This is a genomic window from Chromobacterium sp. CCUG 76385 (assembly GCF_059916625.1).
In genome coordinates this window covers 1-12232 of sequence record NZ_JAUCGU010000018.1, presented here as the reverse complement: position 1 = coordinate 12232, position 12232 = coordinate 1, and the positions used below count along the sequence as shown (strand labels likewise).

General features: G+C 63.3%; 8 protein-coding genes and 1 CRISPR repeat array. Of the genes, 4 read left to right on the top strand and 4 right to left on the bottom strand.

Annotated features, from left to right (window positions below; translation table 11 throughout):
• Positions 1-49: 49 nt before the first annotated feature.
• A CRISPR array of direct repeats spans positions 50-444; the repeat unit is 29 nt; unit sequence CGGTTCATCCCCGCTCGCGCGGGGAACAC.
• A gap of 164 nt (positions 445-608) precedes the next feature.
• Entirely contained in the window at positions 609-2852 is a 2244-nt protein-coding gene (locus tag QUG01_RS12560; RefSeq protein ID WP_500830441.1) for a glycoside hydrolase, read from the bottom strand.
• Positions 2853-2979: 127 nt separating this feature from the next.
• On the opposite strand from QUG01_RS12560, the gene earP reads away from it, so the two are divergent.
• From earP to serS, 4 genes are all read left to right on the top strand, one after another.
• Complete coding sequence (earP, locus tag QUG01_RS12555; protein ID WP_500830440.1) at positions 2980-4125, top strand: elongation factor P maturation arginine rhamnosyltransferase EarP; 1146 nt, start codon at positions 2980-2982, stop codon at positions 4123-4125.
• A 71-nt stretch (positions 4126-4196) separates the two neighbouring features.
• A complete protein-coding gene (efp, locus tag QUG01_RS12550) occupies positions 4197-4760 on the top strand; it encodes an elongation factor P (protein WP_043623327.1) in 564 nt (187 codons plus the stop codon).
• Positions 4761-4867: 107 nt separating this feature from the next.
• A complete protein-coding gene (locus QUG01_RS12545; protein WP_500830439.1) occupies positions 4868-6199 on the top strand; it encodes a replication-associated recombination protein A in 1332 nt (443 codons plus the stop codon).
• A 2-nt stretch (positions 6200-6201) separates the two neighbouring features.
• Positions 6202-7485: a serine--tRNA ligase gene (gene serS, locus QUG01_RS12540; protein WP_043623321.1), complete on the top strand. Its 1284-nt coding sequence runs from the start codon at positions 6202-6204 to the stop codon at positions 7483-7485.
• Positions 7486-7557: 72 nt separating this feature from the next.
• Here the strand turns inward: serS and QUG01_RS12535 are convergent, their stop codons facing one another.
• The 3 genes from QUG01_RS12535 to QUG01_RS12525 all read right to left on the bottom strand — a co-directional run bounded on the left by QUG01_RS12535 (position 7558) and on the right by QUG01_RS12525 (position 12159).
• Positions 7558-10080 (bottom strand): EAL domain-containing protein, encoded by a 2523-nt coding sequence (locus tag QUG01_RS12535; protein WP_500830438.1) that lies wholly within the window; start codon positions 10078-10080, stop codon positions 7558-7560.
• 140 nt (positions 10081-10220) lie between these two features.
• A complete protein-coding gene (rimO, locus tag QUG01_RS12530; protein WP_500830437.1) occupies positions 10221-11513 on the bottom strand; it encodes a 30S ribosomal protein S12 methylthiotransferase RimO in 1293 nt (430 codons plus the stop codon).
• A gap of 208 nt (positions 11514-11721) precedes the next feature.
• A complete protein-coding gene (locus QUG01_RS12525) occupies positions 11722-12159 on the bottom strand; it encodes a linear amide C-N hydrolase (RefSeq protein WP_500830436.1) in 438 nt (145 codons plus the stop codon).
• Between the last annotated feature and the right edge of the window lie 73 nt (positions 12160-12232).

Below are 12232 nucleotides of genomic sequence, written 5' to 3'. Positions count from 1 at the left end.
GCTCGCGCGGGGAACACTCTTCGCCGACCAATGCGAATCTGATCGCCGGCGGTTCATCCCCGCTCGCGCGGGGAACACTGCTTCAACATCCGCTCAATAAGTGCCACGGGCGGTTCATCCCCGCTCGCGCGGGGAACACGCGGGTTCGGGCAAGTCCACCGTGCAGCGCGACGGTTCATCCCCGCTCGCGCGGGGAACACTTTGCCGTCCAGGCTGTCGTCGGTCTGCCAGGCGGTTCATCCCCGCTCGCGCGGGGAACACTGATGTTGTCGCCATCCAGCGCACGGGCATCACGGTTCATCCCCGCTCGCGCGGGGAACACTGGTAATTTCTCGTTTGATAACACTAATCCGGCGGTTCATCCCCGCTCGCGCGGGGAACACAAGCCATACACGCGAATGCCCTTGCGATGGAGCGGTTCATCCCCGCTCGCGCGGGGAACACACCAATTTCAAGCAGCTGATTTTTAAAGAAAAAAACATCAAGCAAAATCCTACCGATTTTTCCGCCTAAAAATACAGCGCCTGAATCATCGCGACCACATCGTCTGCCTCAGTTATCTAGGCCACTTTACCACGCGAAAACGTCATCGGACTGATCGCGCCGCGCTAATTTCCCGCGCAATCCGCCACCCGCAACAGGCGCGGCGCTTGGCCGGCGAGTTCAGCCAACAGGCTTTGCGGCGGCAGGGTTTGTCCTCCATTCGATGCCGGCGTCGATCCGAAATTGGCGGTGAGGCGGCTGCCGTCGGCAAAACGGGTCTGCTGCAGCGTGCGTTCCGCGTTGAGCCAGGCGAAGCCGGTCAGCGCCTGGGTGGCCAGTTGCTGGTGCAGCGGACGGAAGGCGCGGTCGGCGCATTGCAGCTGCGGCAGCCGGACTTTGACGCTGGCGGCGGACAGGTGGAACAGCGGCGGCACGTTGTACAGCCATTGCGCCAGCAGGTTATCGGCATAGGCGTTGCCGAACTTCAGGTTGTCGTAAAGCCAGTGGTTGGTAGTGACGATGGAGCCGTGGAACACGGCCTGATACAGCGGCAGCCGGTACTCCGGAGCATAGTAAAGATCGCGGTAGGGCTGTTTGAGCGGCACCTTTTTGAAGAAGGTCTCCGGTTGGTCCGCCGGGAACCAGCGCCCCAGATAATACGGCGACTTCTGGTTCTTCTGCAGATCCGGATCGCCCCAGCCCAGCACCGGCACTTGCATACCGTGGGCGAAGGCGATGCCGCGGCTGGTGGTGGCGTTGCCCATTTCCGACCCCACCGGCAGCTGGTAGGCGTCCGCCACCCATTGCATGGATTGTTCATAGCCTTGGGCCATGGCCGACTTGGCGGTGTGGCGGCCCGGGGTGAAGTCGTCAAACGCCATGCCGGTGGCGTAGGCATCGAGGAACCAGCTGTTGAAACCGACGGCGGACATGAGCGCGCGCGTGCGCTGCTCAAGCGTGTCGCGCACGCAGGCCGGGTTGGTGTAATAGCCGGACTGCTGGAAGCCGGCCTTCATTTTGCCGTTCTCCAGCATGACGCCGCATTTGCGATAAACCTCCTCGCCCTGCTGGGCGGTCAGCCAGTCCTCATGCTGGCCCGGCGGCAAGGCGGTTTCATAGGAGTCATAGCTGCCCATCAGATAGCCGGCCGCCACGCCGGCTTTCACCGCCAGCGGCTGCCACAGGCCGCCTTCCCAGTTGTCCACGCCCAGCCATAGCCGTTTCAGTCCGGCCGATTGCAGCGCGTCCACCGTCTTGCGCGACAAGCCGCCGCCCCAGCGCGAGGCGTCCGCCAGCAAGGCTGGGCCAAACGCATGCTCTACCTCCACGCGCAGCTTGCGGTAGGGGGCGGCCAGGTCGGCCCAGGCCGGCTGCGGCCCCAGCCAGCCGGCGCGGGCCTCCGCGGTGAGCGCCTGGTTGACGGCGTCGATCAATACCTTTTGCTGATAACGGTTGGGCCGCTTGCCCGCGCCTTGCAAGGCGGCTTTGGCTTCGCCATCGAAATGCGCGCGCAGCCGCGCGGCCAGCGGCGCCGGCCCGCGCAGCAAACGGACAAAGGCGGGCCAGTCGCGCACATCGGACCCATCCAGCAGGTTATTGCCCCATAGATAGATGTGGCTGGCGCCCACCAGCTTAGCCGTTTCCGGCTGGCGGCGGATCTTGTCTTCCAGCGTCTGGTAGCGGCCTTCCGACACCAGCCATTGGCGGTAGCGCTGCGCGCCGGAGAGCGGATTGTCGTCTCCCAGGCGCAGCAGCAGCGTGAACGGCTGGTTCTGGTTCAGCGCGTTGAAGTCGTGGCTCAGCGTCAGGGCCAGGCCCTGGCCTTGCGCGGCAAACGCCAAGTGATTGTTGAACGGGTTCAGCAGCAGCCAGTGCAGGCTGCTGCGGCCGTAGTCCATGCCCCAGAGCGGCAGGCTGAGGTTTTCCGAGGTGTCCAGGCCATCGCCGGCAAAGCCGGGCAGAAAATCCTGCCACTGCGTGCTGCCTTCCGGTATATAGCTGCCTTCCGCCAGCGGCAGGATCAGGCCACGCCCCATCGCGGACGCCGGTTGCCGCAGCAGCTCCACGCGGCCCGGGGCCGCGGCGTTGAGCGTCAACCGCAGATCGCGTCCTTCCAGACGGGCCAGCCAATGGTAGCGTCCATCGTCCCATTGCCACAGCGCGTCATGCGCTTCCTGCTCCAGCGCGGATACCGCATGCGGCGCCACGCCCTCGGACAAGGTCCGCTTGACCCCGCCTGCAGGCTCCACCTTGATGGCCAAGGTGGCCGGTTCCAGTTCCACCCGCCACGCTTCATTCTGCAACACGATGCCCGCCCAGGCAGACAGCGGCAGCATGGCCAACAAGCCCCATCCATACTTCAAACGCATGCTTATTCCTTAACAATGTATTTACAGCATGTGCTTACGACCATGCTTGCGCGCGAAAATTCGCCAATGGTGATATTGCATGGCTGGCCGTGGTAAGCTCGCGCCGTTTGCAATTTGTTAAAGAAACATGACACACCGACACTGGGATATTTTCTGCACCGTCATCGACAACTACGGCGACATCGGCGTCACCTGGCGCTTGGCGCGCCGACTGGCGCATGACTGCGGCCGCGAGGTGCGCCTGTGGGTGGATGACCTGGCCAGTTTCGCCCGCATCGCGCCCGAGCTGGACCCGGCTTTGCCGCAGCAGACGCTGGCCGGCATCCAGATCCGCCGCTGGCCGCAAGCAGACTTCCCGGCCGACATCATCCCGGGGGACGTGGTGGTGGAGGCATTTGGCTGTCGCCTGCCGGACCGTTTTGAAGAAGCGATGGCGGCCCGGCCGGCCAAGCCGGTGTGGGTCAATTTGGAATACCTGTCGGCGGAAGACTGGACGCGCGGCTGCCACAAGCTGCCGTCGCCGCATCCGCGCTTGCCGCTGACCAAGCATTTCTTCTTCCCCGGCTTTGACGCGGCCAGCGGCGGGCTGATCTGCGAGGACGGGCTGATCGCCGCGCGCGAAGCGTGGCAGGCCGATCCCGAGGCGCAGCGCGATTACTGGCGGCGCAGAAACGTACCGGCCCTGTCGGAAAACGAGTGGAAAGTCAGCCTGTTCGCCTACGACAACCCGGCCACCGCCCGACTGCTGCAGGCCTGGGCCGACGGCCCGCAGCCGGTGCGCTGCCTGGTGCCGGAAGGCAAGGCGCTGCCAATGGTGTCCAGCCTGTTCGATCATCCGCTGCAAGTGGGGGAGCATGCCCAGCTCGGCCGCCTGACTATCGACGTGCTGCCCCTGAGCGATCAGGACGACTACGACCGCCTGCTGTGGAGCTGCGATTTCAACTGCGTGCGCGGCGAAGACAGCCTGGTGCGCTCGCAATGGGCGGCGCGCCCCATGCTGTGGCATATCTATCCGCAGGACGACGAGGCCCACATCGCCAAGCTGCAGGCCTTTCTCGACCAATACTGCGCCGGCTTGCCGGACGAGGCCGCCGCGGCGATCCGCGAGCTGCACCTGGCGTGGAACCGCGACGGCGATATCGCCACCGCCTGGCGCAATGCCGCAAGATGGCTGCCGGCGTGGCGGCGACATGCGACAAACTGGCAACAACAACTGCTGCAAGGTGGCGATCTGGCGGCGAGACTGCTGCACTTTATCGCCGAAATCGGATAGAATGCGTCGTTTTTGTCGGAAAGCCGTTCCGGGTTTCCGGCGTTAATTCAAGAGTTTGGGACTCATACGCAATGAAAACCGCACAAGAACTGCGCGCTGGTAACGTATTCATGGTCGGCAACGACCCGATGGTTGTTCAGAAGGCTGAATTCAGCAAGTCCGGCCGCAACGCTTCCGTAGTGAAGATGAAGATGAAGAACTTGCTGACCGGCGCCGGCAGCGAAACCGTTTACCGCGCGGACGACAAGTTCGACGTCGTCGTGCTGGACCGCAAGGACTGCACCTACTCCTACTTCGCCGACCCGATGTACGTGTTCATGGATTCCGAGTTCAACCAGTACGAAGTGGAAGCCGACAACCTGGGCGACACCATCAACTACATCGTTGACGGCATGGAAGACGTTTGCCAGGTGACCTTCTACGACGGCAAGGCCATCTCCGTGGAGCTGCCGACCACCGTGATCCGCGAAGTGGAATACACCGAGCCGGCCGTGCGCGGCGACACCTCGGGCAAGGTATTGAAGCCGGCCCGCCTGGTTGGCACCACCTTCGAAGTTCAGGTTCCGGCCTTCGTCAACACCGGCGAAAAGATCGAAATCGACACCCGCACCAACGAATTCAAGAAGCGCGCCTAAGCTCTTCCTGACCGTTGTGCCCAAAAAAGCGCCCTGCCGGGCGCTTTTTTCATCCCAGCATCTGGCTGGTATACTGTTTACCCTTCCCGTCCCGCCAAAACCACTCCATGTCCGATCTCTTTTCCGTCGAACCGCAAAAACCGCTGGCCGAGGCCCTGCGCCCGGCCGCGCTGGATCAGGTGATCGGCCAGCAGCACCTGATCGGCCCCGGCAAACCGCTGAGCCTGGCGGTGGAAGCCGGCAAGCCGCACTCGATGATATTGTGGGGCCCGCCCGGCGTCGGCAAAACCACGCTGGCGCGCATCCTCGCCGCCAGCTTCGACGCCGAGTTCATCCCGATCTCGGCGGTGTTCGCCGGCGTCAAGGATATCCGCGAGGCGGTGGAAAAAGCCCATGTGGCGCTGCAGCGCTCCGGCCGGCGCACCATTTTGTTCGTCGATGAGGTGCACCGCTTCAACAAGAGCCAGCAGGACGCCTTCCTGCCGTTTGTGGAGTCCGGCCTGATCACCTTCATCGGCGCCACCACGGAAAACCCTTCGTTCGAGGTCAATTCCGCCCTCTTGTCGCGCGCCCAGGTGTACGTGCTGAACAGCCTGAGCGAGGACGAATTGCAGCTGCTGTTCCTGCGCGCCCAGTCCGAAGGCGCGCTGGACGGGCTGAATTTCAGCGAGGCAGCGGTTGCTACGCTGACCGGCTACGCCGACGGCGACGCCCGGCGTTTTCTGAATCTGCTGGAGCAGACCCGCACCGCGGCGCAGGCGCGCGGCAAGACGGACATTGATCCGGACTTTCTGGAAGAAGTGCTGACGCTGAACGCGCGGCGCTTCGACAAAGGCGGCGACGCCTTCTACGACCAGATTTCCGCGCTGCACAAATCGGTGCGCGGCTCCAATCCGGACGCGGCGCTGTACTGGCTCAGCCGCATGCTGGACGGCGGGGCCGACGCGCGCTACCTGGCGCGGCGCATCGTGCGCATGGCCTGGGAAGACATCGGCCTGGCCGATCCGCGCGCCATGCAGATCGCCAACGACGCAGCGGCTACATATGAACGCCTGGGCAGCCCGGAAGGCGAGCTTGCGCTGGGACAAGCGGTGATTTATTTGGCCGTCGCCGCCAAGAGCAATGCCGGGTACAAGGCGTATAATGAGGCCCGCGCCTTCGTGAAACAGGACAAATCCCGTCCGGTGCCGGTACACTTGAGAAACGCGCCGACCCGCCTGATGAAGGAACTGGGCTACGGTCACGCCTACCGCTACGCGCACGATGAGCCCCACGCCTACGCCGCCGGGGAAACTTATCTCCCGGAAGGGCTGGAAGACATCGAATGGTATCGCCCTGTACCGCGCGGACTGGAAAGCAAGATTCAGGACAAACTGGCTTTTTTGCGTCAGCTGGATGCAGACGCCCAGCAAAATCCCGATAGTGAAAAACAGGAATAATCATGCTCGACATCAACTTACTTCGCAACGACATCGAAGCCGTCGCCGCCCGTCTGGCCGGCCGCGGCTACACCCTGGACACCGCCGCATTCAATCAGCTGGAATCCGAGCGCAAGTCTCTGCAATCCCGCATGCAGGAACTGCAAGCCAAGCGCAACGCTTCCTCCAAGCAGATCGGCATCGCCAAGAGCAAGGGTGAGGATGTCTCCGCCATCATGGCCGAAGTAGCGACGCTGGGTGACGAGCTGAAGGCAGCCGAACTGGCATTCGAAGGCGTGCAGAGCAAGCTGGACGCCTGGCTGATGTCCATCCCCAACCTGCCGCACGAATCGGTGCCGGTGGGCAAGGACGAGGCCGACAACGTGGAAGTGCGCCGCGTCGGCGTGCCGCGCCAGTTCGACTTTGCAGTCAAAGATCACGTCGACGTCGGCATCCCGCTGGGCCTGGACGCAGAAACCGGCGCCAAGCTGTCCGGCGCGCGCTTCACCGTGCTGAAGGGCGACATCGCCCGCCTGCACCGCGCCATCGCCCAGTTCATGCTGAACACCCACACCGGCAACCACGGCTACGTCGAGCACTACACCCCGTACATCGTCAACGACACGGCGCTGTTCGGCACCGGCCAGCTGCCGAAGTTCGCCGAGGACATGTTCAAGGTGATGCGCGGCGGCGACGAAACCGCCAGCCCGCAATACCTGATTTCCACCTCGGAAATCACGCTGACCAATACCGTGGCCGACACCATTCTGCAGGCCGACGAGCTGCCGAAGAAGTTCACCGCGCACTCGCCGTGCTTCCGCTCCGAAGCCGGCAGCTACGGCCGCGACACCCGCGGCATGATCCGCCAGCACCAGTTCGACAAGGTGGAGATGGTGCGCATCGAAAAGCCGGAAGACTCCTACGCCGCGCTGGAAGAGATGGTGGGCCACGCCGAGAACATCCTGAAGGCGCTGGAGCTGCCGTACCGCGTGATCACGCTGTGCACCGGCGACATGGGTTTCGGCTCCTCCAAAACCTATGACCTGGAAGTGTGGCTGCCGGCGCAGAACACCTACCGCGAGATCAGCTCCTGCTCCAACTGCGAAGCCTTCCAGGCCCGCCGCATGAAGGCGCGCTACAAGGACGAAAACGGCAAGAACCAGCTGGTGCACACGCTGAACGGCTCCGGCCTGGCCGTGGGCCGCACCCTGGTGGCGATCCTGGAAAACTACCAGAACGCCGACGGCAGCGTGACCATCCCGACCGTGCTGCGCCCTTACATGGGCAAGGACCGGATCGGCGGCTAAGCTACCCGCTGACAAAAGACCGGCTTCGCGAAGCCGGTCTTTTTTTGCGCGCCGCTTCCGGCGCGGGCCGGCTCAGTGGGCCAGCGCCGGCTGACTGGCCTGGATCGCCAGCAACACCTCGAACTGGCTGCGCGCCAGCGGCTTGCTGAACAAAAAGCCCTGGGCGCAGTTGCACCCGAGCTCCCGCAAGAGGCGGCGCTGCTCCTCGTCCTCCACCCCCTCCGCCACCACGTCCAGCCCCAGGCTGCGGGCGATGGAGACGATGGCGCGGGTGATGGCGGCGTCGTCATTGTCGCGCCCCGAGTCCGCGATGAAAGAGCGGTCTATCTTCAGCCCGCGCACCGGCAGGCGCTTCAGGTAAGACAGCGAGGAATAGCCGGTGCCGAAGTCGTCGATGGACAGATACACGCCCAATTGCTGCAGCCGGCGCAGCATGTCCACCATGCCGCCGGCCTCATCCATCGCCACGCTCTCGGTGATTTCCAGCTCCAGGTCGGCGCTGTCCAGGCCGTACCGGCGCAGCCTGTCCTCCAGTTGCAGGGTGAAATCGCCGTGCTTGAGCTGGCGGCCGGAGACATTGACCGCCACCCGCCCCGGCAAATGGCCGGCATCGCGCCAGCGGCGGATATCGGCGCAGGCGGTGTCCAGCACCCAGTTGCCGATCTGCACGATCAGCGCGCTGTCCTCCGCGATCGGAATGAAGCGGTCCGGCGGCACCAGACCAAGTTCCGGATGGCGCCAGCGCAGCAGCGCCTCGGCGCCGACAATGCGGCCGCTGTCGAGCGCGACTTTAGGCTGATACCACAGCTCCAGTTCCTGCTGCGCCAAGGCTCGATGCAGGCTGTACTCCAGCTTCAGCCGCTCCAGCGCCCGCGCGTTCATATCGGCGGTATAGAACTGAAAACCGTTCTTGCCGCGCTGCTTGGCGCGGTACATCGCCGTGTCCGCGTGCACCAGCAAGGTGTCGGCGTCGCGGCCGTCGTCCGGGAACATGCTGATGCCTATGCTGGCGGAGATGAACATCTGCTGGCCATCGGCGCCGGACAGCGCGGTGATGGCGTCCAGGATGGCCTGGGCGCGGGCCGCCACCTGCGCTTCGCCGGCCGCGCCCTCCAGCAGTACGGTGAATTCGTCGCCCGACAGCCGCGCCGCCGTCTCGCCCGGCAGCAGCAGCGACTGCAATTGGCGCGCGATGTGGATCAGCAACTGGTCGCCGGCATAGTGGCCCAGCGTATCGTTGACCAGCTTGAAACGGTCCAGGTCGATGAACAGCAGCGCCACCCCATAGCCGCCGGCATCGGCGCCGTCCACCGCCAGCTGCAGGCGCTCCAGAAACAAGGTGCGGTTGGGCAGGCTGGTCAGGGCGTCGTGGTTGGCCAGGAAGTGCAGCCGCTCCTCCGCCTGCTTGCGCTGGGTGATGTCGGAAAACACCGCCACATAATGCAGGCATTCGCCCTGGCCATCGCGGATGGCGGTGATGCTCAGGTGTTCGGTGTACAGCAAGCCGCCCTTGCGCCGGTTCACCACCTCGCCCTGCCAGCAGCCGTCGCGCAGCAAGGTCTGCCACATATGGTGATAAAACTCCGGCGGCTGCCGGCCGGACTTCAGCATGGCCGGCGTCTGTCCCATCGCTTCCTCGCGGCTGTAGCCGGTGATGCGGCTGAAGGCTGGATTCACCGACTGGATCACGCCGTTGCGGTCGGTGATGACGATGCCTTCCATGGTCGATTCGAATACCTTGTCGGCCAGCAACAGGCTGTGCCGCGACTGCTGCAAGGCGTGGTCGCGCTGGCGCAGCGCCTCGTTCAGCTCATGCAGGTATTCGTGCTCGATGCCCTGCACGATGTCGTCGAAGCCAAGCAGCCTCAGCAGCTGGCCGTCCTCGCCGAATACCGCCAGATGGCGGATGTGGTGCTGCTGCACCAGTTGCCTGGCCTGCAGCAGGCTGGCTGTGTCCGCCACGCCGATCAAAGGCTTGCGGCAGCCCTCGCCCAGCGAGGCCGGCATCGCGTCGGCGGCCAGCCAGCGCAGCACGTCGCGCTGGGTGACGATGCCGTAAGCGCCGTCGTCCAGCGCCACCGCCAGCGCGGATAGCGCGTGTTCGCGCATGGTCCGCATCGCCTCCTGCGCAGACGCCGCCGCGGGCAGAATGCGCGCCGGCTGGCCGGGCAGATCGCGCACCCGTTTGACGATCAGGAACGACTCCAGCCCCTGGTTGCGCACGATATCGGTGAGGGTGACCATGCCCAGCGGCGCGCCGTTTTTCATGACCAAGGCGTGGCGCAGCTGGCGCGCGCGGAATTCTCGCACCACGGCCAACAGCGGCATATCGTGCGGCAACAGCGCCACCCCGCCGCTGACCGCCTGTCCCACCGGCAGCAGCGGATCGACCCGCCCCAGCGAGGCATCCAGCGCATCGGCCTCGGTCCAGATGCCCAGCACCTCGCCGCTATCCTCGTGGCGCACCACGATGGAGCTGCAGCCGGCCGCCATCATGCGACTGGCCGCCTCCCGTATGGACAAAGACTGCGGGCAGCTGAGCAGGTCGCAGGAAGCGATCTCGGCTATGGTTTGGTCGGGATGCGGCAGGGGCATGGGAATGGATGCGTCATATTCGGTGACGGCCATTATAGCGTCAACCCTGCTGCAACAAGGCTGCTTGGCGCAAAATAATGCCAAACAAGAAAAAGGCGCCGCGATGGCCGCGGCGCCCTTTCCGCTATCTCCACGCCGGCTTAGCGGCGCACGCCCCACAAATCGTGTTCGCTGCAGTCGACGATTTCCACCTGGTAGAACTCACCCGCCTGCATGCCGGCGGCGTCCTCGACAAACACCAGCCCGTCGATCTCCGGCGCGTCGGCATAGCTGCGGCACACGGCCGTGCCTTCGTCGTCGATCTCGTCCACCAGCACCTGCAGGGTCTGGCCGACGCGGCGCTCCAGACGGCGCGCGCTGATCTCGGCCTGCACTGCCATGAAGCGCTCCTTGCGCGCTTCCTTCACTTCTTCCGGCACCGGGTTCGGCAGCGCGTTGGCGGTGGCGCCTTCCACCGGCGAATAGGTGAAACAACCGACGCGGTCCAGCTCGGCCTCGCGGATGAACGCCAGCAATTCTTCGAAGTCTTCCTCGGTCTCGCCGGGGAAGCCGACGATGAAGGTGGAGCGGATCACCAGTTCGGGGCAGATCTCGCGCCATTTTTTGATGCGAGCCAGCACGTTGTCGCTGTTGGCCGGGCGCTTCATCAGCTTGAGGATTTTCTGGCTGGCGTGCTGGAACGGGATGTCCAGATACGGCAGGATTTTGCCGTCGCGCATCAGCGGAATCACCTCGTCCACGTGCGGGTACGGGTAGACATAATGCAGGCGCACCCAGATGCCGTGGCGGCCCAGCTCTTCGCACAGCTCGGTCATGCGGGTCTTCACCGGGCGGCCGTTGTGGAAGCCCAGTTTGTACTTGGTGTCCACGCCATAGGCGGAGGTGTCCTGCGAAATCACCAGGATTTCCTTGACGCCGGCCTTGGCCAGGCTCTCGGCCTCGCGCAGCACGTCGTGAATCGGACGGCTTTCCAGATCGCCGCGCATGGACGGGATGATGCAGAAGGTGCAGCGGTGGTTGCAGCCCTCGGAAATCTTCAGGTAGGCGTAGTGCTTGGGCGTCAGGCGCACGCCGATGTCCGGCACCAGATCGACGAAGGGGTCGTGCGGCTTGGGCAGGTGGGTATGCACCGCGCTCATCACTTCCTCGGTGGCATGCGGGCCAGTGACGGCCAAGACCGAAGGGTGCGTTTCGCGCACCACATCGCCCTTGGCCCCCAGACAGCCGGTGACGATCACTTTGCCATTTTCATTCAGCGCCTCGCCGATGGCGTCCAGCGATTCCGCCACGGCGGAGTCGATAAAACCACAGGTATTCACCACCACCAGGTCCGCCCCGTCGTAGGAAGCGGCGATGTCGTAGCCTTCGGCGCGAAGGCGAGTCAGGATCTGTTCGGAATCGCTCGCGGCCTTGGGACAGCCGAGAGATACCATTCCTATACGAGGTGCTTTGTTCATGTTCAACAGGTCAGGAAGACAAAATCGCGCGATTATACAATGGTTTGCGGGAGTTCATTCAACCTTTTGCCACAACGCAGCCCACTGTTTAGAAAGTTTGCTTGCAGACCCCCTCCCTGACCTCCAAAGAGCAAACCTGTAGCGAAGCGCGGCACACTTCGCTCTGCTCATCAGCTAAGACTATTTAGTCCTTTCCCAGCATGAACTCATATGGCTTGGCAGGTTCGAAACGCGAAGAAACCTCACCAACCATTGTGGCATCTTCACCTTTGTCTATTTTCAGTCGCAAAACAGGACTACCAGTCTTTAACTTGACCTTATTCAAATCAACCCAGAAAACATTGGGGGCAGCTGATGATTCGAAGTAATACACAAGATGTTTTTGATCAATTACTGTCCTCCATAGGGTCGGCGCAACATTAGGCCTATCCGGCTGGGAGGATGTCATGTATGGCACTGACACATTGCGAATAACTGAGAAAACGCTAGCCAATCCTTCATTAATATTTTTGGGGTTAGGAATTTTTCCAAGATAATAAGACGCTCGAACAAATCTATCCTCTGGACGGTCGGTGCCTGGCAACATAGCCTCCCCACCAACCGCCCGCCAGTACGTATTCAAAGGCTATGTCCCAATTGTAAGTTGGTAGCCTCTCCCCACCGCTTCCTGCAAACAATGCACAGGTTGTATCTGC